This window comes from Actinomycetota bacterium (assembly GCA_030776625.1).
Classification (GTDB): domain Bacteria; phylum Actinomycetota; class CADDZG01; order CADDZG01; family WHSQ01; genus MB1-2.
The window spans coordinates 1-24,090 of sequence record JALYHL010000004.1 but is presented as its reverse complement, the minus strand read 5'-3'; the positions used below and the strand labels follow the sequence as shown (position 1 = coordinate 24,090).

The 24,090-nt window shown below is 66.3% G+C and carries 17 protein-coding genes; 12 read left to right on the top strand and 5 right to left on the bottom strand.

Going from position 1 to position 24,090, the window contains the following annotated elements; translation table 11 throughout:
• Positions 1–116: 116 nt before the first annotated feature.
• Complete coding sequence (locus M3N53_07710; GenBank protein MDP9068215.1) at positions 117–2,315, bottom strand: thrombospondin type 3 repeat-containing protein; 2,199 nt, start codon at positions 2,313–2,315, stop codon at positions 117–119.
• Between the two features lie 278 nt (positions 2,316–2,593).
• Between M3N53_07710 and M3N53_07705 the strand changes: the two genes are divergently transcribed.
• The gene (locus tag M3N53_07705) at positions 2,594–4,783 is read left to right on the top strand and encodes a M6 family metalloprotease domain-containing protein (protein MDP9068214.1); all 2,190 of its coding nucleotides are present in this window, start codon (positions 2,594–2,596) and stop codon (positions 4,781–4,783) included.
• 164 nt (positions 4,784–4,947) lie between these two features.
• The gene (locus M3N53_07700; GenBank protein ID MDP9068213.1) at positions 4,948–6,360 is read left to right on the top strand and encodes an MBOAT family protein; all 1,413 of its coding nucleotides are present in this window, start codon (positions 4,948–4,950) and stop codon (positions 6,358–6,360) included.
• Between the two features lie 40 nt (positions 6,361–6,400).
• Here M3N53_07700 and M3N53_07695 read toward each other — a convergent pair whose 3' ends face one another.
• Positions 6,401–6,766 (bottom strand): metallopeptidase family protein, encoded by a 366-nt coding sequence (locus M3N53_07695; protein MDP9068212.1) that lies wholly within the window; start codon positions 6,764–6,766, stop codon positions 6,401–6,403.
• Between the two features lie 95 nt (positions 6,767–6,861).
• On the opposite strand from M3N53_07695, the gene typA reads away from it, so the two are divergent.
• The 4 genes from typA (at position 6,862) to ftsH (M3N53_07675) (ending at position 12,423) form a co-directional block, all read left to right on the top strand.
• Positions 6,862–8,697 (top strand): translational GTPase TypA, encoded by a 1,836-nt coding sequence (gene typA / locus M3N53_07690; protein ID MDP9068211.1) that lies wholly within the window; start codon positions 6,862–6,864, stop codon positions 8,695–8,697.
• 83 nt (positions 8,698–8,780) lie between these two features.
• Complete coding sequence (locus tag M3N53_07685; protein ID MDP9068210.1) at positions 8,781–9,752, top strand: acyl-CoA desaturase; 972 nt, start codon at positions 8,781–8,783, stop codon at positions 9,750–9,752.
• Positions 9,753–9,788: 36 nt separating this feature from the next.
• A complete protein-coding gene (locus M3N53_07680; protein ID MDP9068209.1) occupies positions 9,789–10,436 on the top strand; it encodes a TetR/AcrR family transcriptional regulator in 648 nt (215 codons plus the stop codon).
• Between the two features lie 31 nt (positions 10,437–10,467).
• A complete protein-coding gene (gene ftsH / locus M3N53_07675) occupies positions 10,468–12,423 on the top strand; it encodes an ATP-dependent zinc metalloprotease FtsH (protein ID MDP9068208.1) in 1,956 nt (651 codons plus the stop codon).
• A 121-nt stretch (positions 12,424–12,544) separates the two neighbouring features.
• Here the strand turns inward: ftsH (M3N53_07675) and M3N53_07670 are convergent, their stop codons facing one another.
• Positions 12,545–12,943 carry a CBS domain-containing protein gene (locus M3N53_07670; protein ID MDP9068207.1) on the bottom strand — a complete coding sequence of 133 codons (399 nt, stop codon included), beginning with the start codon at positions 12,941–12,943 and terminating at the stop codon, positions 12,545–12,547.
• 208 nt (positions 12,944–13,151) lie between these two features.
• Here M3N53_07670 and M3N53_07665 point away from each other — a divergent pair, with 208 nt between their 5' ends.
• Complete coding sequence (locus tag M3N53_07665; protein MDP9068206.1) at positions 13,152–14,192, top strand: YihY/virulence factor BrkB family protein; 1,041 nt, start codon at positions 13,152–13,154, stop codon at positions 14,190–14,192.
• Here the strand turns inward: M3N53_07665 and M3N53_07660 are convergent.
• Positions 14,182–14,667: a hypothetical protein gene (locus M3N53_07660; protein MDP9068205.1), complete on the bottom strand. Its 486-nt coding sequence runs from the start codon at positions 14,665–14,667 to the stop codon at positions 14,182–14,184. The genes M3N53_07665 and M3N53_07660 overlap by 11 nt on opposite strands.
• Positions 14,668–14,711: 44 nt before the next feature.
• On the opposite strand from M3N53_07660, the gene M3N53_07655 reads away from it, so the two are divergent.
• From M3N53_07655 to ftsH (M3N53_07645), 3 genes are all read left to right on the top strand, one after another.
• Positions 14,712–16,649, top strand: coding sequence for an ABC-F family ATP-binding cassette domain-containing protein (locus M3N53_07655; GenBank protein ID MDP9068204.1), 1,938 nt, complete (start codon positions 14,712–14,714; stop codon positions 16,647–16,649).
• A gap of 59 nt (positions 16,650–16,708) precedes the next feature.
• A complete protein-coding gene (mug, locus tag M3N53_07650) occupies positions 16,709–17,206 on the top strand; it encodes a G/U mismatch-specific DNA glycosylase (GenBank protein MDP9068203.1) in 498 nt (165 codons plus the stop codon).
• 126 nt (positions 17,207–17,332) lie between these two features.
• Positions 17,333–19,555 carry an ATP-dependent zinc metalloprotease FtsH gene (ftsH, locus tag M3N53_07645; protein MDP9068202.1) on the top strand — a complete coding sequence of 741 codons (2,223 nt, stop codon included), beginning with the start codon at positions 17,333–17,335 and terminating at the stop codon, positions 19,553–19,555.
• Positions 19,556–19,563: 8 nt separating this feature from the next.
• On the opposite strand, the gene M3N53_07640 is transcribed toward ftsH (M3N53_07645), so the two are convergent.
• Positions 19,564–19,815 (bottom strand): hypothetical protein, encoded by a 252-nt coding sequence (locus tag M3N53_07640; GenBank protein ID MDP9068201.1) that lies wholly within the window; start codon positions 19,813–19,815, stop codon positions 19,564–19,566.
• A gap of 74 nt (positions 19,816–19,889) precedes the next feature.
• Between M3N53_07640 and M3N53_07635 the strand changes: the two genes are divergently transcribed.
• Positions 19,890–22,568 (top strand): hypothetical protein, encoded by a 2,679-nt coding sequence (locus M3N53_07635; GenBank protein MDP9068200.1) that lies wholly within the window; start codon positions 19,890–19,892, stop codon positions 22,566–22,568.
• An 83-nt stretch (positions 22,569–22,651) separates the two neighbouring features.
• The gene (locus M3N53_07630; GenBank protein ID MDP9068199.1) at positions 22,652–23,806 is read left to right on the top strand and encodes a hypothetical protein; all 1,155 of its coding nucleotides are present in this window, start codon (positions 22,652–22,654) and stop codon (positions 23,804–23,806) included.
• The last annotated feature ends 284 nt before the right edge of the window (positions 23,807–24,090 follow it).

Genomic DNA, 24,090 nt, shown 5'->3' with positions numbered 1-24,090 from the left:
ATCTCGGCCGCCTGTGAGCGGCAGCTGAGGCTGGCGCGCAGAGGAGGGGCTGGTCGATCCAGCCCCTCCTCCAAACTCCTTACCTAGCGGACCTGTAGCTCAAGTCCGACTACTGCTTACCTCCTGCGTCTGTCGCGGCGGTTCTGGTCGCTCTGCTCGCAGCTGCGGAAGGAATCGCGGCCCTTGCTGCCGATGCAGCTGTCTTTGCCCTGGTCGCCGTTGATGATGTCGTCACCTTCGTAGCCGCGGAGCGAGTCGTTCCCGGGCCCGCCGCGCAGGACGTCGTCTTGCCTGCCGCCCTGCAGCGTGTCGCGATCCTTGCCGCCGCGCAGGGTGTCGATTCCCTTGTTCCCCTTCAGCTGGTCGCTGTCGGCGCCGCCGGTGATGATGTCCTGGCCGCCACCGCCGTTGATGGTGTCGGAGCCGAGGCCACCCTGGATCGAGTCCTTGGCGAGGCCGCCGTCCGCTGTGTCATCACCCTTGCCCAGAACAACGAGGTCCGCCCCATCACCCGCTTCCACGATGTCGTTGCCGCCTCGGGAGCAGATGAGGTCGTCCTGATCGGTACCGGTGATCAGGTCGGCGTCGTTGGTGCCGACGATCACCCGCCCGCTCGGCTCCTGACCCGCCTGGACACGGCAGGCCGCCGGGATGAAGCCGCTCTCGTCGTTGTCATCGGGTCCGGTGCAGTTCGGGTCCTGGAGGTCGATCACACCGTCGCCATCATTGTCGACGCCGTCGCTGCATTGGGTCGGCCCCGCCGGTCCCGGGTTCGGGTCACAGGCATCACCGATGCCGTCGTTGTCGGTGTCCTTCTGGTCGGGGTTGAACACCGTCGGACAGTTGTCCTGGCTGTCGGGCACGCCGTCGCCGTCACGATCGGGCAGCGCCGTGGTGTCGCACGCATCGCCGATGCCGTCGTTGTCCGAGTCCTTCTGGTCGGGGTTGAACACCCTCGGGCAGTTGTCCTGATCGTCGGGCACGCCGTCGCCGTCGTCGTCCGTGTCACAGCGATCTCCGATCCCGTCGCCGTCAAGGTCCTCCTGGTCCTCGTTGTGCACGAGCGGGCAGTTGTCCTGCGGGTCCGGCACCGTGTCGTTGTCATCGTCGGGATCACACGCGTTGCCCAGGCCGTCGCCGTCCGTGTCCGTCTGGTCGGGGTTGTTCGTGTTCGGGCAGTTGTCCGGTGCGTTCGTCGAGCCGACGCCGGGCGTGGTGAGCACGCCGTCGTCGTCGGGATCCTCTAGACAGTCGGCGGTTGCCTCGGCGTGGCCGATGATGACGTCCTCGCCGGTCGAGGTGATCAGGTGCAGCGCGTTGACCCAGACCGTGTCGGACCCGTCGGTGGTCGTGTTCGTCCTGGGGTCCCAGTTGGTCTCAAAGAAGGTCCCGGAGGCGAATGACCCGACGGGGGTCGTTAGTGGCTGGTTCGGCTGGGTCGTGTTAGCAGGTGCAATGGCGCCGTAGGTGACCGCCGCCGCCACCTCGAGCTCGTTCGTCTCGTTGCAACGGGCAACGGCCTCGGCCTGCACGTCCCCGAATGCGGGCGCGTTCGTTCGGGCGTAGCCGCGTCCGTTCCACAGGGGCAGCGTGGCGCGGCAGGTCGGGCTGAATGCGGGGTTGGCCGGGTCTCTCTGGGCCGTGGTGAGGCTCTCGCAGTTGGGAGGCGGAGTCCGCGTCGGAGTCGCGGTCGGAGTCGCGGTCGGAGTCGCAGTCGGACTCGCGGTCGGACTCGCGGTCGCCGTGCCGGTTGGAGTTGCCTGCGGCGCGGTGACCGGCCTCACACAGCGAGCGGTCGCCGGGAAGCCTTCGGGATACCGGACCTCCTCCCGCCGGGGGTCCTCTTCGGGCCTTTGCGGGCCGGGGGCGGGTTCCACGTCATCGTTGAATTCGTCGTCCGTGTCGGCCTCAGGCGTCAGACCAGGATGCGAGCGGATCTGCGCTTCGTTGATCCGTTTTTGCAACCTCGCGGACACGCCGGGGTCCAAGCAGGCATCCGCCTCCACGTTCCCGACGACCACGGAGGGGAGCGGGGAGGCGGTGCTGGCCCCCGTGTCCTGGTCGCTTTCGGCTCGGACCTGCTCCTGATCCTCGGAGGGCGGAACCTCTGCCTCGACCTCTGGGAGCGGGTTAACGGGTTGTTCCCGGTCGTCAAGGGTGCTTACGCCAAACGCGTATCCCCGGGCGCGCAGCACCTCGGCGGAAAGCGTCGTGTCGTTATGGCCCGCCGATGACGAGGTGATCGCCACCAGTCCTGTAAGCAGCGCGGCCGCGGTGACCAGCGCCAGCCGCAGATGGGTTCTCTTCCCTCTCACATCCAACCTCCTTGGTCTGGTACCGATCGCCCGTGGAACGCCCGCGTGACGAACCTGTTTCGCTCTTGTTTCGCTGCCGCTTTGCCAATTCCTCCCACCAAAGCCCCTTTTCGAGTATTTACTTCCCCCGAACGAGGGCCGCGGTCCTTCACCTGGTTCGCTACCGTCCGTCGCAATCCTGCCACTAAACGCCACTTTTGGGTATTTCTGCCCCCCGGCAGAGGGGGGCCGGGCACCCGGGACTACACCACCGGGTGCACCCTGCCGATACATCCCAAATGCGATCCTCCGGCTTCATCGCCTCCACAACCGCGCTGGTTCTTCTCATCGCGCCGCTCGGGGGTCGACAGGATGCCGTTGCCTCCGAGAGCTCGGACTCGTCGACCCAGGAGTCGCGCGGGATGCACCCGTTGGATCTTCCCGAGGGTGCCGAAGGCGGCCACCGAGCGTCCTACGGTCACTCGCGTAGTGCGACCGACGGCCAGTCGTTCACCGCTGCGGCCGTGGGGACGGCTGCTCATGTTCCGGTGATCCTGGCCGACTTCACCGACAACCCGGCCGAAGCTTCGCTGCATAGCCCGGCGGCTTACCAGTCGATGTTCTTCGAGCCAGACTGGCCGCACGGCGCGGGATCGATGCGCGACTACTACCGGGACCAATCCGGTGGACTGTTCGACGTGACCGGAGAGGTCACCTCATGGCTGCGGATGCCGCGCCCTTACTCCGACTACGTCGGGTCGAGTCACGGCTACCAGCTGACGCAGCCGAACGACTGGACGCTCGTGACGGACGCGGTCGCGGCCGCCGATGCTCAGATGGACTTCTGCGACAGCGACACCGACGGCGACGGCCTCGTGGACACCGTGTTCGTTGCACACGCGGGAGCGGGTGCGGAGGAGGCGGGATCGGGTATCTGGTCGATCCGCTGGCAGCTACCCTCCGCATTCGCCACGGACGACACCTGCGCCAACGGCATGCGAGTAGCCGTGAAGGACTTCGTCGTCGGTCCCGAGGAGCACATGAACAAGGTTTTGGGCGCGCCGGGGGCAGCGGAGCGCCTGATATCGATCGGGATGTGGACGCACGAGTTCGGCCATGCACTGGGGCTGCCGGACCTCTACGACACCGATATGTCCAGCGCCGGTGGCGTGGGGCAGTGGGACGTGATGGGTACCGGAGCGTGGGGCTTCACCGGCGCGCGTCCATGGCGCCCGACGCCGCTGTCGGCGTGGTCGAAATTGCAGCTGGGATGGGCGACCGCGCGCAACGTCGAGACGGATATGACCGATGTCGCCATCCCGTCAAGCGACCGCGCGCGCTCCGGCAAGTTCGACGGCGTCTACCGCCTGGCGCCGGGCGGCGCGGCGCAGGCCACCGAGTACTTCCTGGTCGAGAACCGGGAGCCGACCGGATGGGCGGCCGACTTCCCCGGTGGCGGTCTAGCGGTGTGGCACGTCGACGAGACACATGGTCATAACGACGATGAGTCACGGCGGGCGGTCGAGCTCGTGCAGGCGGACGGTCTCGACGAGCTCGGAGCCGTCGGAGCTCAGCGAGTGTTCGCTGACCAGGGGGATCTTTTCCCCGGTGCTCTCGGCGCGCGTGGCGTCAACGACACTACGAACCCCGACACGAAGATGCATTCGGGCGCCGCCAGCGGTGTCGCCGTGGAGATGGTCGGAGACCCCGGAGAAGTAACGACCGCGGATCTCTACGTCACGCCGGCCCCAGACGCTCCACCGGCGCCGCCGAGCGACCTGGTCGCGAACAGCGCCGGCAGTGACGTCACCCTGAACTGGAAGGCGTCGCCGTCGGCGGATCCCACCGCCTATCGGGTCTATCGCTCGATGTCGCCGAGCGATGCGTTCGCCCTGATCGGTCAGGTCGACGCCGCATCGAGCTCGTACGTGGATGCGGGCGCGACGAGCGCCTCCTACTACTACCGAGTGCGCGCTTTCAACCGATTCGAATCTGTCGATTCCAACACCGCGTTCGCAGCCGCATCCGGGGATGGATCATCGGACGATGCGCCCGACGGGGACCTCGGGCCAAGCTACGCCCCTCGCTCCCTGCGCATCGACGTTGGACGGAAGACGTCGGGTTCGGTCGCGTCGCTCAGGTCCACCGACGGGGCGCGGTTGTCGATCAAAGCGGACCGTGACCGGAGCGTCTACAGGGCGCGCTACGGGATGAGGATCCCCGTCACAAAGAGCGACGCGCGCTCGGCGCGGGCTCTGACGATCGAGATCGCGGCGGCGAGCCCGATATCGGGACGACTGAAGGTCGTGCGCAGGTCGGGGCAGGCTCTGACCTTTAGCATCGCTAACAGCAAGAACGTCCACATCACCTTGCTGAACCCGGCCGGCTTCGTGAATTCCAAGGGCGAGATCGATCTCAGTTTCTCGAGCTCTAGGCGGTCGCTGTTCCGTCACACGCTCGACCTGCTACGCATCTCGCTCGAACGGTAGACGCCTAGCCCCCGCTGGTCCCGCTGACCGCCCCACTCAGCGTTTCGCTGCCTTCGAGCGTCAAGAGGGAGACCCGATCTTCCTGCCGAGCGGGTCGCGACGATGACTAGACTCCCGCTCGTCGGCGCGTACTTCGCCGGGGCGGATCTTCAGCGGAGGTCGTGGTGCTGTTCAACTCCATAGAGTTCGCCATCTTCTTCCCCGCGGTGCTGATCCTCTACTGGACGCTGCGCCTGCGGGGGCAGAACATCCTGCTGCTCGTCGCCTCCTACATCTTCTACATGGCGTTCGACTGGCGTTTCCTGTCGTTGCTCGTGTTCCAGACGCTGGTCGATTACGTGGCGGGACTGGGCATCGGGCGGCACGATGACGAGGCGATGCGGAAGCGCTACCTCATCGGCGCCATCAGCATCAACCTCACGATCCTCGCGGTGTTCAAGTACTACGGGTTCTTCGTCGAATCCGCGGTCGACCTGTTCAACCTGATCGGGATGAGGCCACACCCGCCTCTGCTGGAGATCATCCTGCCGATCGGGATCAGCTTCTATACGTTCCAGTCGATCACGTATTCGTTCGACGTGTATCGCCGGCGGGTCGAACCGACTAGAGACATCATCGATTACGCGGTCTTCGTTGCGTACTTCCCGCACATGGTTGCCGGTCCGATCCAACAGGCGAAGCACCTGCTTCCACAGATCGAGAGGCCGCGCACTCGGCCCAGCTTCGACAAGGTGCGCTCTGCGCTCTTTCTGATCCTCATGGGGTTCTTCAAGAAGGTCGCGGTCGCGGACGCGGTCGCCCTGGTCGCCAATCTCGCGTTCGACTCCGCGGCCGAGGCCGGAAGCGTCACGTTGATGATCGGCGCGGTCGCGTTCGCCCTGCAGATCTACGGCGACTTCGCGGGCTATTCGGATATGGCGCGTGGGCTGTCGCGGCTCCTCGGGATCGAGCTGACGCGGAACTTCGAACAGCCGTACCTATCGCGCAACATCACCGAGTTCTGGCGGACCTGGCACATCTCGCTGTCGAGCTGGTTGCACGACTACCTCTACGTGCCACTCGGCGGCAACAAGAAGGGCAACCTCGTGACATACCGCAACCTCATGATCACGATGCTCCTGGGGGGATTGTGGCACGGCGCCTCGTACAACTTCATCATCTGGGGTGGCCTTCACGGTCTGCTGCTGTCGATCCACCGAGCGATGGGCGGCTATGTGCCACGAGGACAGCTGGAGCGACTGCAGTGGCGGCAGATCCCGAAGATCGCCGGGACCTTCGCGCTGGTCTGCGTCGTGTGGGTGTTCTTCCGCGCCGCCACCTTCACGCAGGCCGCCGACTACATCTACGGCATGTTCAGCTTCCGTCCCGGGCCGGTCAATCTCGGCGACGTCATCATCGTCGGCTTCTCGGCGCTGGCGATCCTGATCCTGGATCTGTCACAGCGCGTCACGCACGATCACGAGGCCGTACTGCGGTGGCATCCCGCGCTGCGCGGCCTGGCCTACGCGGTGTTGATCATCAGCGTCGTGATCTGGAGCGGCGGCGCGGCGCAGCCGTTCATCTACTTCCAGTTCTAAGCCCCGCGCGGCGCGGGCGCGCTGCGTGAGATGGTCCCGGTCAGCCCCAACCGAGCTGGTGCAGACGCTCCTCTTCGATGCCGAAGTGATGGCCGATCTCGTGGATGACCGTGCGACGAACCTGCTCGCGGATCTCGTCGTCGGACCGGGCGCTTCTCGTGATCGGACCCTCGTAGATCGAGATCTTGTCCGGAAGGACGCGGTCGTAGTCGCCGCGCTTCGTCAGAGGCACGCCGTGGTACAGCCCGAAGAGGGTGTGCCCCCGAGGGAGGTCTTGGAGGTAGGCGACGGGCGGCTCGGCTTCGACAACGACGTCGACGTTCTCGATCATCTCGACGATGTCTTCCGGGAGTGAGTCGAGAGCCTCTGAAACCAGTTGCTCGAAGGTCGTCCGGGCATCGTCCATAGAAGCGTCAACGTCCCCGCCGGCACTTCCTTCCCGACGCAGCTGCGGTTCAGCGGCCTTTACACTCGCTACAACCCCTGCAAGGAGCTGTGGTTATGCCCACACGCGATGACGTTCGCAACGTTGCGATCGTCGCCCACGTAGATCACGGCAAGACGACGCTGGTCGATGCCATGTTGTGGCAGTCCGGCGTCTTCGGCGCGCACCAAGACGTCAACGAGCGCGTGATGGACTCGATGGATCTGGAGCGAGAGAAGGGCATCACCATCCTCGCCAAGAACACTGCTGTCCGGTACGGGGACGTGAAGATCAACATCATCGACACCCCAGGTCACGCGGACTTCGGGGGCGAGGTAGAGCGAGGGCTGACGATGGTCGACGGGGTCTTGCTGCTCGTCGACGCGAGTGAAGGCCCCCTTCCCCAGACGAGGTTCGTGCTGCGCAAGGCGCTGGAGGGTCATCTCCCGGTCATCCTCGTCGTGAACAAGGTCGACCGTCCCGACGCTCGCATCAAAGATGTCGTCAACGAGGTGTACGAGCTGTTCCTCGATCTCGACGCCGCCGAGCATCACATCGAGTTCCCGATCGTCTACTGCAACGCCAGGGCGGGTTGGGCCTCGCTGGAGGAGGGGATCGAGGGCAGCGATCTGAAGCCCCTGTTCGAGCTGTTGCTCGAGACCATCCCGGCCCCCTCCTACGAAGAGAACCACCCGATGCAGGCCCTGGTGACGAACCTCGACGCTTCTCCTTACGTCGGTCGCCTCGCGCTGTGCCGGATGTTCCACGGCAAGCTCGTGCGCGGGCAGCAGGTGGCCTGGTGCCGCGCCGACGAAAGCATCCAGAACGTGAAGATCACGGAGCTATACGTGACCGAGGCGCTGGATCGCGTCGACGCGGACACGGTCGGGCCCGGTGACATCTTCGCGATAGCCGGGCTGGCCGACGTAACCATCGGTGAGACCTTGTCGGACCCGGAGGACCCGCGCCCCCTGCCGGTCAGTCACTTCGACGACCCGAGTCTTTCGATGACCATAGGCATCAACACGTCGCCGCTTTCCGGCCGCGACGGAGACAAGCTGACCGCGCGGCTAGTAAAGAACAGGCTCGACCAAGAGCTGGTCGGAAACGTTTCGATACGTGTCCTTGAGACGGAGCGTCCGGATGCGTGGGAGGTACAGGGCCGCGGCGAGCTGCAGCTCGCGGTCCTCGTCGAGATGATGCGCCGGGAAGGGTTCGAGCTGACCGTTGGCAAACCGCAGGTGGTCACGAAGGAGATCGACGGAAAGCTGTGTGAGCCCGTAGAGCGACTAACGATCGACGCGCCCGAGGACTTCATGGGCGTCGTCACGCAGTTGCTGGCGCTACGCAAGGGCCGCCTCGAGAACATGGTCAACCACGGGACCGGATGGGTGCGGATGGAGTACCTGGTCCCGGCCCGCGGCCTGATCGGCTTCCGCACCGAGTTCATGACCGAGACCCGCGGAACCGGGCTGTTGCATCACGTGTTCGAGCGGTACGAGCCGTGGCACGGCGACCTCCGAACGCGCCCGACCGGGAGCCTCGTCGCCGATCGATCCGGGCCGACCACCTCGTACGCGCTGCTCAACCTGCAGGAGCGGGGGACGATGTTCGTGGCGCCCGGGACCGACGTGTACGAGGGGATGATCGTCGGCGAGAACGCCCGCTCCGACGACATGGACGTCAATCCCACCAAAGAGAAGAAGCTCACGAACATGCGCTCGTCGACGAGCGAGGAGCTCGTGCGGTTGATCCCACACAAGGAGATGTCGCTGGAGCAGGCGCTGGAGTTCATCCGCGAGGACGAATGCGTCGAGGTGACGCCGGGCCGCGTCCGGCTGCGCAAGGTCGTTCTCGACGCGAGTCAGCGCGCCCGCACCTCGAAGAGAGAGGCTAAGTCGCGCCTGGGTTGATCGCCGGCACCTCCGCTTGACGCTAAACCTACGGTACCGTAAGTTACGGAACCGTAGGTAACAAGCGACGCCTAGGAGGTCCCGTGACGAACGCCATGCTCGACGAAGAGGCGCCGCCAGCGCGGCCGCCCTACGTGATCCCGGGGGTGGTGGAGCTACAGGGTCCCGCCCTGAAGCTCCAGCGACGCCTGGTCTTGCTCGTGACCGTCGTCCCCCTCCTCGGGGTCGCGTTCGCGGCCTGGACGCTGTGGGGCCGGGGGCTGTCCCTGCTGGACGCAGCCTTGTTCCTTCTCACCTACGTCTTCACCGGTCTCGGGGTAACCGTCGGCTTCCACCGGCTGTTCACGCATCGGAGCTTCAAGACCACGCCGGCGCTGCGGGCGCTGCTCGCGGTGGCGGGCTCGATGGCGATCCAGGGTCCGATCATCAAGTGGGTGGCCGACCATCGCCGCCACCATGCCTTCGCGGATCAACCCGGCGACCCGCATTCGCCGCACCTGGATGAGGGACCCGGCCTCCGGGGGGTTCTGAAGGGGCTGTGGCACGCGCACATGGGCTGGTTCTGGGACGAAGAGGTGACCGAGCTGAAGAGGTGGGCGCCCGATCTCATGAAGGAGTCGCCCATCCGCAGGATCGACTCGCTGTTCCCGCTGTGGGCGACGCTGTCGTTCGTCGGACCCGGGATCATCGGACTCGTCGTGACCCGAAGTTGGTCGGGTGCGCTCACCGCCTTCGTGTGGGGCGGCCTCGTCCGGATCTTCTTGCTGCACCACGTCACCTGGAGCGTCAACTCGATCTGTCACTTCTATGGCAAGCGGCCGCACGACACGACCGACCACAGCACCAACAACTGGCCTCTGGCACTCATCAGCTTCGGCGAGTCCTGGCACAACAACCACCACGCCTTCCCGGTCTCGGCCGTCCATGGCATAGGTCGGCGCCAGGTCGACCTGACCGCCGGCGTGATCCGCGCTCTCGAGAAGGCGGGGGTTGTGTGGGACGTCAGAACGGTGACCGAGAAGCAGCTGGAGGCGGTGAGGCCGGCCGTCGAGTAGACAGGCGCCGTGGCTGAAGAGGGCAAGCGGGTGCGGATGACCGGCCAACAGCGGCGCGCTCAGTTGCTGGACGTGGCGCGCTCCCGCTTCGCATCCAAGGGCTTCGACGCCACGTCCATCGAGGAGATAGCTCAGACCGCGGGCGTGTCGAAGCCGGTCGTCTACGAGCACTTCGGCGGCAAAGAGGGCATGTACGCGGTCATCGTGGATCGCGAGGTCCAACACCTGCTGGGTCGCATCACGGAGGCGCTGGACGGGACGACGCCGCGCGAGCTGCTGGAGCAGGCAGCGCTCGCGTTCCTCACCTATATAGAGGAGGAACCCGACGGCTTCACGATCCTCGTTCGCGACTCGCCTCTGCCGTCTTCAACGGGAACGCTGGCGAGCGTCATCGGCGACATCGCGTCGCAGGTGGAATACGTATTGGTGAACGAGTTCAAGCGCCGTGGGTTCGACGTCAAGCTCGCGCCCCTCTACTCGCGGGCGCTGGTCGGGATGGTCGGGCTGGTGGGGCAGTGGTGGCTGGACACCGCCAAGCCGCGCCGCGATGTCGTGGCGGCGCATCTCGTGAACCTCGCGTGGAACGGCTTGAAGGGCCTCGAGCAGAAGCCCCGGCTCGTCGCCACACCTGGCGCGGGGGGACGGCGGACGCCGCGGCCAGACGATCTGGTGGGGGAGAGCTAAGGCTCGCACCGGCACTAAGCTCGGTCCCGAGATGGACTCCCTGAGGGACCGATTCCGCAAGCAACAAGAGAGCCAGCCGCCCAAGGGCGAGAAGGCCAGCCCAAAGGGGCCGCCCGGGCCGGATCCGGCGCGCCAACGATGGACGACCCTCGCGTGGATCCTTGGGAGCCTCCTCCTGTTCTCTTTCCTGCAGGGCGGACTCGGGTCTGCGGAGCGCACCGAGCTGTCTCTCTCCGAGCTGTTCGACCGCGTCGAAGCGGGCCAGGTCAAGGAGGCCACGATCTCCGAGAGAACGGTGGAAGGCGTGCTGCAACCTGAGGGCGACGGCGCCGCGGAAGAGGAGTTCACCACGACCCTTCCTCCCACCTTCGAGAGTGATCAGCTCTTCCGGCGCCTCGACGAAGCCGGTGTCGACGTGACCGGCGCCCAGCCGAGCGCCTTCAGTGGGATCCTCGTGTCCCTGCTGCCGTTGTTCTTGATCGGCCTCCTGTACTACTTCTTCATCTTCAGGCGGCTGCGCAATCTCGGTGGGGGAGCGGGCGGTCCGCTGTCGCTCGGTAAGAACAAGGCCAAGCTCTACGACCGAACGGACATGAAGACGACCTTCGATGACGTCGCAGGCGTGGACGAGGTCGAGACCGAGCTGGCCGAGCTGGTCGACTACCTGCGAAACTCCGACAAGTTCAAGAAGGTCGGGGCGCGCATCCCGAAGGGGGTCCTGCTCGTCGGTCCGCCCGGCACGGGCAAGACGCTGTTGGCGCGAGCCGTTGCGGGCGAAGCCCAGGTTCCTTTCTTCTACATCTCTGCATCGGAGTTCATCGAGCTGTTCGTCGGCCTCGGCGCGGCACGGATGCGCGACCTGTTCCAACAAGCGCGTGACCGCGCGCCGGCGATCGTGTTCATCGACGAGATCGACGCCATCGGGCAGTCCCGTTCAGGGGCCGCGGGTTATCAGATGGGCTCGAACCAGGAGCAGGAGCAAACGCTGCAACAGCTCTTGACGGAGATGGACGGCTTCGAGGCCAACACGGGCGTGATCATCGTCGCCGCTTCGAACCGTCCCGAGGTCCTCGACCCCGCGTTGCTCCGTCCGGGCCGCTTCGATCGCCAGATCCAGGTGAACCTTCCAGAGGTGAAGGGGCGCGAGCAGATCCTGGAGATCCACGCCCGCGATGTACCGCTGGAGCCCGGGGTCGACCTGAAGGTGCTGGCCCGGCGGACGCCGGGTTTCTCCGGGGCGCAGTTGGCCAACGTCATCAACGAGGGCGCGCTGCTGGCTGCGCGGCGCGGCAAGACGACCGTCGGGATGCTCGAGCTGGAGGAAGCGATCGACCGCGTCGTGGCGGGACTGGAACGGCGGTCACAAGTGCTGACGGATGAGGAGCGCAAGCTCGTCGCGTTCCACGAGCTGGGGCACGCGCTGGTTGCCTACTTCGTCGACCACTCTGACCCCGTGCACCGCATCTCGATCATCCCGCGCGGGATCGGCGCGCTCGGCTACACGCAGCAGTTGCCGGAAGAGGAGCGATACCTGATGTCGGAGCCGGAGCTGCACGACCGGATCGCCGTCCTTCTCGGGGGCCGGGCTGCGGAGGAGACCGTCTTCGGCTTTGCCACGACCGGAGCGCAGGACGATCTGAAGAAGGCAACAGAGATCGCGCGGCGGATGGTGATGGAGTTCGGGATGTCGCCGCGCGTCGGCCCGATCAACATCGCCGACAACGGACCACGCTTCCTGTCTCCCGCCTTCCGACGCACCGAGGAGGTCTCGGACGAGACCGAGGTGGCCATCGACCGCGAGGTAAAGAGCATCTTGATCCAAGCCCAGCAGCGGGCGCGCGGGATCCTCGGCGAGCACCGCGACGACCTGGACCAGCTCGCGAGGTTGCTCCTGGAGAGGGAGAACCTGTCGGGGCGCGATCTCGCGGCGCATTTCGAGCGGCGGCTTGTGACCGAAGAACTCGAGGCGGAGCCCACCCCCACCTAGCCTTTTGCTCGGCAAATGTCCCGATTTTCGGGATGTTTGCCGATCAAACCCGCGACACAGCCGGACGCGTCAGAGGCCCGGGAGAATGCCGGGGCCTCTGGAAGCGCGTCTGCGCGACTGCCTAACCGCCCGTCGAGATCACCTCGACGAGCCGGCCGATGTCATCGTCCTCGGCATTCTTCGCGACGTCGGCCTGGCTGACGATGCCGACCAGGTCGTGACCGTCGATGACCGGCAGCCGCCGGACCTTGTGATCGGCCATGGTCTGGATCGCGAGCTGGATCGAGTCGTCCGCCCCGATCGTGACCGGCTTGCCCTGTCCCAGCTCGCCGGCCTTCGTGGTCGCCGGGTCACGTCCTTCGGCGAGGACCTTCACCACGATGTCGCGGTCGGTCAGCATGCCCTTGAGGCGGTTGTCCTCGCCGCAGATGGGCATCGAGCCGACGTTCAGCTTCGCCAGCATCTTCGCGGCGTCGAGGACGGTGTCGTTCTCGCCGATGCACTCCACCGAGGGGGTCATGATGTCGCGCGCCGTTTTGGCCACTCCGCTCCTCCTTGTCTAGATCGTCTGTCCCCGATGCCTTTCCCCGTTCCGGCCTCGTCTACGCACGGGGCCGCGATGGCCGGATGGGGACTTCACGGCCGAGCTCTGGTCACTTCGCACCGCCCCGTCCGATCGATCGGGATGCTGCGCGCTTACCCGCGGGCGCCGCGGGTAATGAGCACCCATGATCAAACTCATAGCCCGCCTGTTGACCTTCAAGTTCGTCATCTCGGGCCTGCGGTCGCGCCAGGGTGGAGCACCGCCATCGGGTCCGCGGGCTCGTGCGGCGTTCGCCGGACCCTCCTCGCGGTCGCCCTCCGCGCGCGCGGAGCAGAACCGCTCCGCCGGGGCCGGGCGCGGGATCCCGGTGCAGGCGGAAGGGAGCCCCGGCCCGGATTCACCGCTCGACCTCGATCCACTCGACTGGAAAGCCACCGCGAAGCGGACCTTGAAGGAGATCAAGGACGACAGGGTGACTTTGATCGCTGCGGGCATGGCCTACTACTGGTTCCTTGCGCTGTTTCCCGCGGTGATCGCCGCGATCGGCGTCCTCGGGTTGATCAGCGCCCCTGAGTCGATGTACGAGTCGATCGAGGCGTCGGTCCGGAACACGCTTCCGTCGGGCGCAGGTGACATCATCGCAACGGCTATCGAGAACGCCCGCGGCCCCGCCGGCTCGGCCTCTTTGGTTGCGGCTCTGGTCGGTATCGCGGTCGCGCTTTGGAGCGCCTCGTCGGGGATGGTCGCGTTGCAGAAAGGGCTGAACGTTGCTTACGACGTGGCGGAGGAGAGGAAGTTCGTAAAGGCACGCCTGGTGGGGTTCGCCCTGATCCTCGCGACCGGGCTTCTGGGCGGCGTTCCGTCTCCGATCTTCACGTTCGGCGAGTCGACGGTGTTCATCGTGATCGGGTGGATCCTGACGGTCGTCGCGGTGATGGTCATGTTCAGCCTCTACTACTACTTGGGCCCGAATCGCGAGTCTCCGAGGTGGACGTGGGTGAGCACCGGAGGGATCGTCGGGGCGCTCCTGTGGTTGATCGTCTCGATCGGGTTCGGCTTCTACGTCACCGAGTTCGACTCTTACGGCAAGACCTACGGGAGCATGGCGGGCGTCGTTGTCTTGATCCTGTGGCTGTTCTTGACGTCGGTGTCCGTTCTCATCGGTGGCGAGCTGAACGCGGAGCTGGAGCGACAGGCCTCGAGAAAGGGCACCGCTAGCTCCTAGCTGCCTTCCATTCGGTGAACTCGCGCATCAGGTCCGTGCTCGATCGGGGCGCCGGCTTCTTGTCCAGCCAGCTCGCCCGCTTCTTGTCATCCTCCAACAGCACCCACTCGTATCCGTAGGTCCGAGGGCCGGCCCAGAAGGGCTCCACCCACGCCTCATGCTGCAGCGAGGCGACCGCGGCGTAGCCGTAGCGGGGGCGGCCACTCCAGAACGCGGCCACGTCATGGATCGCGGCCCCCCTGGTCCGGCTGCGCACCTCGTTGATGTGCGAGTACTCGCCGATCCAGCAAAGCTGCACCCGCGCCTTCGCGACCATCAGCCCGCCGCGGAGCTGCACCCATACCCCGTCGTTCGGAAAAGCCCCGTTCTTGTGCGCGGGGCCCGGCCTGTCGCGCGTCTCGACCGCGTAACCGATCTGAGGCGATCGACCGCTCCCGGTGAGATGTGCAAGCTGCCTGATGACCACGTGATCCAAGATGACCTCCTCCGGAGGACACGAAGGCTACAGTCGAGCCGGTCATGATCATCACCCTCTCAGGAGTCTGGAAGTCGTTCGGCGCGCGTGACCTCTTCCGCGGGGCGGACCTGCAGCTGAGGGCGCGCGACCGCGTGGCGTTGGTGGGGCCGAACGGCTCCGGCAAGACCACGCTGGTCGAGATGCTGATGGGCCTGCAGGCGCCCGACCGCGGCGACATCTCGATCGCCTCCGATGTGGTCATGGGATACCTCCCACAAGAGACAGACGACCTCCGTGGCCGCACGGTGTTGGAAGAGGTCCTTTCGGTGGGATCGCAGGTGACGGATGCGGGGCACCGGATGAAGGTGTTGGAGCACGAGATGGCCGATCTGCCGCCAGGTGAGGAGCGCGACAAGCTCGTGCGCGAGTACGGCGCGATGCAAGATCGGTTCACCGCTCTTGGTGGTTACAGCTTGGAGGCCGAGGCGAAGAAGATCCTCGGCGGGCTCGCCTTCAGCGACAACGATCTGGCGCGGCGGACCGAAACGTTCTCCGGTGGCTGGCTGATGAGGATCGCGCTCGCCAAGCTGCTGCTGTCGAAGCCGGATCTGTTGATGCTCGATGAGCCGACGAACCATCTAGACGTGGAGTCGGTGGAGTGGCTGGAGCGATTCCTCGTGGCCTATGAAGGCGCCATCCTGTTGATCTCTCACGACCGTGACTTCATGAACACGATCGCGACGAAGGTCGTCGAGATAGACCGTCAGCAGCTGATCACCTATACCGGCGACTACGAGGCCTTCGTCCAACAACGGGAGCAGGTGGCGCTGCAGCGGGAAGCGGCCGCGAAGCACCAGGCGCGAGAGCGCGCTCAGACCGAGCAGTTCATCAGCCGGTTCCGCTACAAGGCGTCGAAGGCGCGTCAGGTGCAGAGCCGGATCAAGGCGTTGGAGCGAACCGAGAAGGTGGAACCCGTCGCGAGATCACGACGCAACATGAAGCTCACGTTCCCGAAGCCTCCGCCCGCGTCGCGGGTGGTGCTGGAGCTCGACGGCGTCGCGTTCTCTTATGGAGACAAGAACGTCTACGAGAAGCTCTCGCTCGCGATCGAGCGACACCACAAGATCGCGATCGTAGGTCCGAACGGCGCCGGGAAATCAACGCTCCTCAAGCTGATCGCCGGCGTGCTCGAACCAACCGGAGGCGAGCGACGCGTCAGCCCGAAGACGAGGCTCGGCTACTTCGCGCAGCACCAGATCGAGGCGCTCGATCCGAGCAAGCGGATCATCGAGGAGCTCCAGGCGTCGATCCCCCGGGACGCGAACGTGAAGCCGCGCGACCTCTTGGGACGCTTCCTGTTCTCGGGCGACGACGTGGACAAGCCGATCAGCGTCTTGTCGGGCGGCGAGCGGACGCGTGTAGCGCTGGCGAAGATGCTCGTGTCACCCTTGAACCTCCTGTGTCTCGACGAGCCGACGAACCACCTCGACATCGCGAGCCGCGACGTCTTAGAAGATGCGCTCGAGGATTACGAAGGCGCGCTGGTGCTGATCACGCACGACCGTCACCTGATCAGAAGCGTTGCGGACCACATCGTCGAAGTGGTGGAGGGGACGATCGCCGTGTACGACGGCGACTACGACTACTACCTCTCCAAGCGGCAGAGAGAGCTCGCGATATCGCCGCCGCCCAGGACCGGCGCACCGCCCGACGCGACCGCGGCGAAGGAGCGACGACGGCAGAATGCACAGGCCCGGGAGCGGACCCGCGCTCTTCGCAAGGAGGTCGCCACGATCGAGAAGAAGCTCGAGCGTGCGAGCGCCGAGATAGATCGGATCGGGGCCATATTGGCCGACCCGAACGTGTACTCGACCGATGTCGACATCACGAAGCTCTCGCGCGAGTACGAGGCCTCCCGCGACCGCGTCACCTCGCTAGAGGAGGCGTGGCAGCACGCGAGCGAGAAGCTCGAGGCGGTGGAAGCGGGGGCCGAGGCGTAACCGTCGGACAGGCGTGGCGGCCGACCAAGGAACAGCTCGCGGCCGCCTACGGCAAGAAGATCCGCGACGTCATCGCGGACGATCTAGACGTTCTGTTCTGCGGGATCAATCCCGGCCTCTATTCCGGGGCCGTCGGGCACCACTTCGCGCGGCCGGGGAACCGATTCTGGCCGGCGCTGCACAGGGGCGGCTTCACCCCTCGTCTCCTGAGCCCGTTCGAGGAACGGGACCTCCTCACGCTCGGCCTCGGGATCACCAACATCGTCGCGCGCACCACTGCTCGCGCCGACGAGCTGGAGGCGGACGAGCTGCGGCGAGGTGCGGCGCGCCTTCGGCGCAAGGTCCTGAATCGTCGCCCGCGTTGGCTCGCGCCGCTGGGGCTCACGGCGTACCGGATCGGCTTCGGCGATGCGAGCGCGCGGGTCGGGCCTCAGGAGGCTCGCATCGGGGCTACGCGAGTGTGGCTGTTGCCGAACCCGAGCGGGTTGAACGCGCATTACCAGCCAGACGATCTCGCGGCCGAGTTCGCACGCCTCCGAGCTGCGGTAGCAGGCTGATAGCGGTCAGGCGGCCGAAGAGGGGGACGCCGTCCGATGCCTAATCTGGCCCTTCAACTATCCCGATAGTAGAGGCGAAGGCAGTAGCCTCTTGAGACCAACATCTGGAACGGAAGGTCGGAGCTGATGGCTGAACGGTCCACGACCACGGCGGGAACTCAACCGCTCGCGGGTCTGAAGAAGCGCTTCGACGACTGGAACCTGCGCCGGCGCCGGCGCAACTCCGCGAAGCGGAAGTCGACGGGCCGCCGGACGACGATCGCGTTGTCGGTCATCGTGCTCCTTCTGTTTGCTGCGTTCGCCGCCTCCCTCAGGTACCTCACCCCGAAGCCGGAGGGGCTCGAGATCTCGATCGACCAGCTGAGCGCGCTCGCGGACGAGAAGCGGATCGAGACGGCGGAGTTCCGCGACGAGGACAACCACCTCGTCGGGACCTTCCTGGCGGAGTCCCTCGAGCCGGAGGAGCCGGGGAAGGCGAAGGGTGACGGGGACAAGGGCGCCGGAGCCAAGGGCGGTGAGGGTAACGGTGCCGGAGGAGCGGGCAGCGCTGCTGGCGGCAAGGGGAAAGCCGCGGGTGGCAACGACGGTGGCGCTCGCGCGGATGCTGTCGAGGAGGAGCCGTCGGTTGCGCCCATCGGCGAGGGCACTTACTGGCTCGCCTATCCATCCAGCGACGCAGCTTTCGGTGTGCTGGCCGAGGTCGTCACGGCGGCGGGCGCGACCGTGACGGTCGACCCACAGACGTCCAAGACGATCGTGAGGGCGGTTTCGACCTACCTCCTTCCGTTGCTCATCCTGGCCAGCTTCTTCGGGCTGCTGTTCACCGCCGGAAAGGGTGGCGGCTCAGCCATCGGCGAGGTGATGACCTTCGGCTCGATGGACAAGAAGGGCAAGAAGGGTGGCAAGGCGAGTGCGACCACGTTCGCCGACGTCGGCGGTGCCGAGGAAGCCGTGATCGAGCTGAAAGAGGTCGTCGACTACCTCACGAACCCAAAGCGGTACGAGGAGATCGGCGCAGTGCCGCCGAAGGGCGTGCTGCTGTTCGGCCCCCCCGGGTGTGGCAAGACCCTGCTGGCGAAGGCGGTGGCCGGAGAGGCCGGCGTTCCCTTCTTCTCTGTAGCGGGGGCCGAGTTCGTCGAGTCGCTGGTGGGCGTCGGGGCCGCCCGTGTTCGCGACCTCTTCGCGCGGGTCCGGGCGGTTGCGCCGGCGATCGTCTTCATCGACGAGCTCGACGCCGCCGGACGCAAGCGTGGTCACGGTGAGGGTGGCGGGTCGGACGAGCGCGAGCAGACGCTGAACCAGATGCTGGTCGAGATGGACGGCTTCGAGGTCAGCGCCGGCCTGGTCGTGATCGGTGCGACCAACCGCCCCGACATCCTCGACCCGGCGCTCCTGCGCCCGGGCCGCTTCGACCGCCACATCACGGTCGACCAACCGGATGCAGCGGGCCGGAAAGCGATCCTGGAGCTGCATGCGAAGGGCAAGCCGATGGCGGTCGCGGTCGATCTGGGCTACATCGCCAAACGAACGCCGGGGTTCTCGGGCGCCGACCTCGCCAACGTGATCAACGAAGCCGCTCTCCTGACGCTGCGCGAGGGGAAGCCGACGGTCGAGACGCCGGAGCTGGAGGAGGCGATCCAGCGCGTGCTGCACGGACCGAAGCGACGCGGCCGCGTCCTGACGCCGGAGGAAGAGCGCCGGGCGGCCTACCACGAGAGCGGGCACGCGATCGTTGCGGCCGCCCTAGGTCGTGCGGACGACCTCCACCGTGTGAGCATCCTCGCCAGGGCGCGAGGGATCGGCGGCACCGGGCTGGAGAGGCAGGACGAGACGCTTCTCCTCACGCGCGATCAGATCTTCGCTCGCGTGGTCGTGGCGATGGCCGGGATGGCGGCAGAGGAGCTGGTGCTCGGGGAACCGTCGACCGGCGCGGAGAACGATCTCGAGCAGGCGACGGACCTGGTCCGGGACATCGTCGGGCGCTATGGGATGAGCCCCGCCCTGGGCCGCGCTCGCCTGCTTATCGGGGACGTCGACCAGTACCTCGGCGGCGAGTCGGCCTTCGCGAATCTGTCCGACCAAACCCATGTCGAGTTCGACAACGAGGTTCGGCGGCTGCTGTCGGAGGCGGAGACCCAGGCGCGGCGCCTGTTGGACGCCAACAGAAGCGCCTTGAACGAGATGGCGGAGCGACTCGAGGTGGACGAGACGCTGGAGGGGGCTCCCCTGGAGGAGATCCTGCACAAGGTCCCGCGCAGCGACGTCGCGTTGGGAACGATCTTCACCTCGCGCGACGGCAATGGCCGCGCCACCGCAGCTACCGCGGCGCGGACGGCTGGCAAGAAGTAGCCGAGCTGTTAGACCTCTTCGCTGGCGGCGGTGATGTGGTGGAGGGACTCTGCGCTGCCATCTCCGGCGGCTTTGATGGCGATCTCGTCGCCCGCTCGCAGCGTCAGGAAGCGGCCGTGTTCGCCCCGGACCTTCTTCACGTACTCCACGAACCGGTTGAGGTAGAGCGCGTTCGCATGCGCTTCCAGCCGCTCGAGGTCGATCACGACGCCTTCCTGTCGCTGGTCCCCGGCCCCGTCCGCACCGTCAGTAGCTCTCAAGCTGGCCACCTCCTTCCCCCCGGAGGGACGCCCCCCCGCCCGGAGAACCTTACCCGTAGGAAATCGCAGACGAGATGAGCGTGTTGGGCAGCTATATGGGCCACAGCGTCAAGAGGATCGGTGTCGGGCTCCTGGCGAGCCTCGTCCTCGTCGCGCCCTTCGCCCTGGGAACCGCCAGCGCGCAGACCTCGTGCGGGCTCGTCCGCGGTAGCTGGACGACGCTGGATGCCCCCAGCTTCAGCGATGGCGGCAGCAGCCTGATCGGTTTCACGATCACCCCTGCTCGGCCGTCTCAGATGTTCGCGACGAACGGCACCGTCGTCATGCGTTCGACGGACGGGGGTTGTAGCTGGAAAGAGACGTACGCGCCCGGCGACGCCGGAGCCCTCGGAGGGGCGGGCGAGAACACGATCGAGGCGATCGTTGTCGCCGAGGCGTCAGCGGCGCGCCTTTACCTCATGATCCGCGAGCAAGCGGGGCCCTTGGTGCGTCCGAAGGTGCTGCGCAGCGACGACGCGGGGACGACGTGGACCGACGCATCCGCCGGGCTTCCTCCCGCGGGGGACCCCGCGTTCTTGCGGGTGGCCCCCAGTGCACCCGACACGCTCTACCTGGCCGTCGCGGTCCAGGGGGTAACCGAGCTCCTCTACGGCAGCGAGAACGGGGGCGGGTCCTGGACGCCGCGGAACAACTTCACCCGCAGGATCGAGGGCGGGATCAACGACGTGAAGGTCGACCCCATGGATGCCCAAGAGCTGTGGGTAGGAGCGGTCGACGGCCTCTATCGCTCGAAAGACGGAGGGCGCACCTTCTCGCCCGAGCAGGAGTTCGCGGGGGAGGCCACGGGGCCCGTCGACGTGTTCCACCAAGCTGGCGACGCCAGCATCATCGCGTTCAAGCAGGGCCAAGGGAGCGGATTGATCTCCGACGACGGCGGCAAGAACTGGTTGAAGATCAGCTCGCCGGGAACCCCCACCTCGATCGCGCACGGTCACGTCAAAGAGAGCCGTCTGATCAGCTCGGTCGGACGGGTCTGGGTGTACGCGCCGAACCTGTTCTCGTGGGTCGATGCGAACGCGTTGACCCCGGAGATCACGGGGCTGATCGCCGCTCGCACGGCGACGCCTGCGTTCTACGGGTTCACGCCTTCGACGATCGAGATCTACTCTGGCCCCCTAGGAGCCGACGTCCGGACGCCCCCCGACACGCTGGTGCTTCCGGACATCTCGCTGCTGGATCCTCTCGATCCGCCCGACCCTCGACCCGGCGAGCTCACGCCGAGCGAACGCGTCATCAAGATCGATGCAGGCGACTCGAAGACGGTGCCGTACCGCTTGACGGTGCCGCGGACGAAGACTCCGCTGGACGTCTACTTCGTGTTCGACACCTCTTCGAGCATGGCGAGGTTCCTCGCGGGCATGAGCCAGGCGTTGGAAGACATCATCACTCGGCTTGGCCAGTCCGGTGTTGACGTGCAGTTCGGGATGGCGGAGTACCGCGCCTACCCCGACGCAGAGCCGCCGAGAGTCGGCCCGCGCGGGACCGACCTCTACGAGCCGAACTTCGTCTACCGCCAACGCCAGGACATCGCTTCGAGCACGACGGGGATCGAGGCGGCGCTGGACAACGTCGAGCCCGACGGCGGCGGCTACTACAACGCGCAGCTGGGGGCGCTCTTCCACACCGCGAGCGCGGCGGGAGCCGACATCGAGCCCGCAGGCCCGGCAGGCCCCGATGTACCGGCGGGGACGAACGCCACCTTCAGGAAGGAGGCCTTGCGCGTCGCGCTCTTGGTCTCCGACGAGGAGTTCATGGACCAGCCCTATCCGGGAGACAACACGCCGCCGGATCTGCCGAAGTTCGACGAGGTCGCCGCCGCTTTGAATGCACAGAACATCAAGCAGGTCGGGATCTCGCTGGCATACAAGGGCACGGCGCAAGCGACCGGCGACATGCAGGCGATGGCCCGCGCCACCGGTGCGAGGGCTCCGAAGGGAGGGGTGGACTGTGACGGCGACGGCCAGGCGGACGTCGCGGGCGGTGCGCCCCTCGTCTGCACCGTAGACAACGAGTCTCTCGATAACGGCGCCAGCCTCGTCCCCTCGATCGTCAACCTCGTCGAGTCCATCAGGACCCGTGCCTCGGTGGGTCTCGCCGTCGCGCGAGGCGAGGAGGTGACCCAGAAGGTGACGCCGGAGGTGTACGCGAGCATGGTCCTGCAGTCCTCGAACCGGCTCACCTTCGACGTCACGTTCCGGTGCCCGCTGTCGCAGGCGGGGGAGAGGTTCGACGTCAAGCTGACGACGCAGGGCATCGCACCGGCGCTGTCCACCACCGCCACGGTCGTCTGTCGCTCCCTCGTCGAGTCGCAGGCAGACGACGACGAGCTGCCCCTACCGTTCCCGTTCGAGCGGGTTCTGGGTCTGATCCCGCTGGTGCCGCTGGGGCCCCCGCCGCCGATCACGGAGCTCGCTTCGTCCACGCAGGCGCAAGCCCAGTCGCAGGCGCAAGCTCAGGCACAGGCGTCGATGGCTGCCCAGGAGCAGGAGCAACCACAGCTCGCGTTCGTGCACGCCCTGCACGCGATGCGACAGAAGGCCCAAGAGGAATACGCGATGTCGAGCCTGCGCGACCGCCGGGAGGAGCCGTCGCACGGTTTCGTTCTCGCCGGTGCAACGCTTCTGATGTCATTGGCCTACGGCGCCACTGTTGTGATGCAACGCAGCCGCTCACGCGTCCGCCGCGCCCGCTGAAGCGTTTTCGGCCAACCGGGCGAGCAGGAGCGCCGCGTCCCGTGGCGAATCCCTCCCAGACCACACATTCAGGGAGGAAAACCATGAAACGGCTTCTATCTCTACTCGCTGTGCCGGCGCTGCTGGTCGGCCTGTTGTCTTCCGCATCTGCGGGTCCGACCGCGGGCGGCTTCGCCAGCGACACCGTTGAGTTCGTGGGCCACGTCCCGTTCGAGTCGAGCACCTCGACCGGCGTCACGATCGACGGAAAGTACATGTACCTCACGAGCTGGAAGAACGTCTCCGTCTACGACATCTCGGACCCGGTCAACCCGAAGCTCCTCGACATCGAGCACTTCGGGTTCTGGTTCGAGAACGAAGACGTGCCGGTCTCTCCCGACGGCAACACCATGCTGTTCTCGGAGTCGTTGCCCGGCGACGCCCTTCACGTATGGGACGTCGAGGACAAGACGAACATCAGGCTCATCGCCTCGCTGGAGGGCGCCGGTGACCACACCGCCTCCTGCGTGTTGAAGTGCAAGTGGGTCTACGGCTCCGACGGCACGATCGTCGACCTGCGCAATCCCACGAAGCCGAGGCTGGCGGTGGCGCGTTCTGACAAGAACAACTGGCACGCCCAGGTGGGCATCACGGGCGGCGGCCACGACGTGACCGAGTTCCGCAACGGGTTCATCCTCGTTTCCACGATCAGCGAGGGCTTCCAGATCCTGGACGTTCGCAAGCCGACGAGTCCCGAGCTGGTGGCGCGCTCCGCTCACCCGAACCCCGCGTGGCTGTTCCACTCCGGCGAGTGGCCCCGCGGCGGTAAGGACAAGTTCGTCTTGCTGCAAGGCGAGAAGAACTTCAAGCCTCGTTGCGATCCCAAGAACAACGGCCCGTTCCAGACCTGGACTCCTTCCGGCAACAGCTTCAAGCTGCTGGACACGTACGCGGTCGAGAACGGGACCTATCAGGACGGGCGGCCTGCGGTGAACGCGCTCGGCTGCTCCGCCCACTGGTTCGAGGCGCACAGCTCTTTCAAGAACGGCGGCCTCGTGACGGTTGGTTTCTACGAGCACGGGACCCGGTTCCTCGACGTCGCCTCGAACGGCAAGATCAGCGAGGCCGGCTACTTCGTGCCTTTCGGCGGCTCGACCTCGGCGTCTTACTGGGTGCCGACCGACAAGGAAGACCGCCTCGTCTACGCGGTCGACTACACCCGAGGCATCGACATCATCCGCTACACCGGCAAGCTCTAAACGCCGAGCACCACAGTTCCAAGAAGGGGCCCCTCCGGGGGCCCCTTCTTCTTGGCCCCCGCTCCGGAGCGCTCGCGCAGGCCGGGGTGGAGGACCGGGCCGGGACACTCCGGGCGCAAAACCGAGGCGCCCTCCGGAACCCGACCCGCTCCTCTTGCCCATAGAGATCACCCCGCCCGGGCGCAGAGCTGTGCAACGAGCGGAGGGGCTGCCGGCGGCGCAACCGTGCAACAACGGAGGCGGTGGCGTGTACGGGTTTGAGCGGACCGTTCGGAGGGCGACGT

Excerpts from the sequence above, each read along its gene's own strand:
- M3N53_07705 (MDP9068214.1), top strand. The coding sequence starts at position 2,594 with ATGCGATCCTCCGGCTTCATCGCCTCCACAACCGCGCTGGTTCTTCTC.
- M3N53_07695 (MDP9068212.1), bottom strand. The coding sequence starts at position 6,766 with ATGGACGATGCCCGGACGACCTTCGAGCAACTGGTTTCAGAGGCTCTC.
- typA (MDP9068211.1), top strand. The coding sequence starts at position 6,862 with ATGCCCACACGCGATGACGTTCGCAACGTTGCGATCGTCGCCCACGTA.
- M3N53_07680 (MDP9068209.1), top strand. The coding sequence starts at position 9,789 with ATGACCGGCCAACAGCGGCGCGCTCAGTTGCTGGACGTGGCGCGCTCC.
- ftsH (MDP9068208.1), top strand. The coding sequence starts at position 10,468 with ATGGACTCCCTGAGGGACCGATTCCGCAAGCAACAAGAGAGCCAGCCG.
- M3N53_07670 (MDP9068207.1), bottom strand. The coding sequence starts at position 12,943 with ATGACCCCCTCGGTGGAGTGCATCGGCGAGAACGACACCGTCCTCGAC.
- M3N53_07665 (MDP9068206.1), top strand. The coding sequence starts at position 13,152 with ATGATCAAACTCATAGCCCGCCTGTTGACCTTCAAGTTCGTCATCTCG.
- M3N53_07655 (MDP9068204.1), top strand. The coding sequence starts at position 14,712 with ATGATCATCACCCTCTCAGGAGTCTGGAAGTCGTTCGGCGCGCGTGAC.
- ftsH (MDP9068202.1), top strand. The coding sequence starts at position 17,333 with ATGGCTGAACGGTCCACGACCACGGCGGGAACTCAACCGCTCGCGGGT.
- M3N53_07635 (MDP9068200.1), top strand. The coding sequence starts at position 19,890 with ATGAGCGTGTTGGGCAGCTATATGGGCCACAGCGTCAAGAGGATCGGT.
- M3N53_07630 (MDP9068199.1), top strand. The coding sequence starts at position 22,652 with ATGAAACGGCTTCTATCTCTACTCGCTGTGCCGGCGCTGCTGGTCGGC.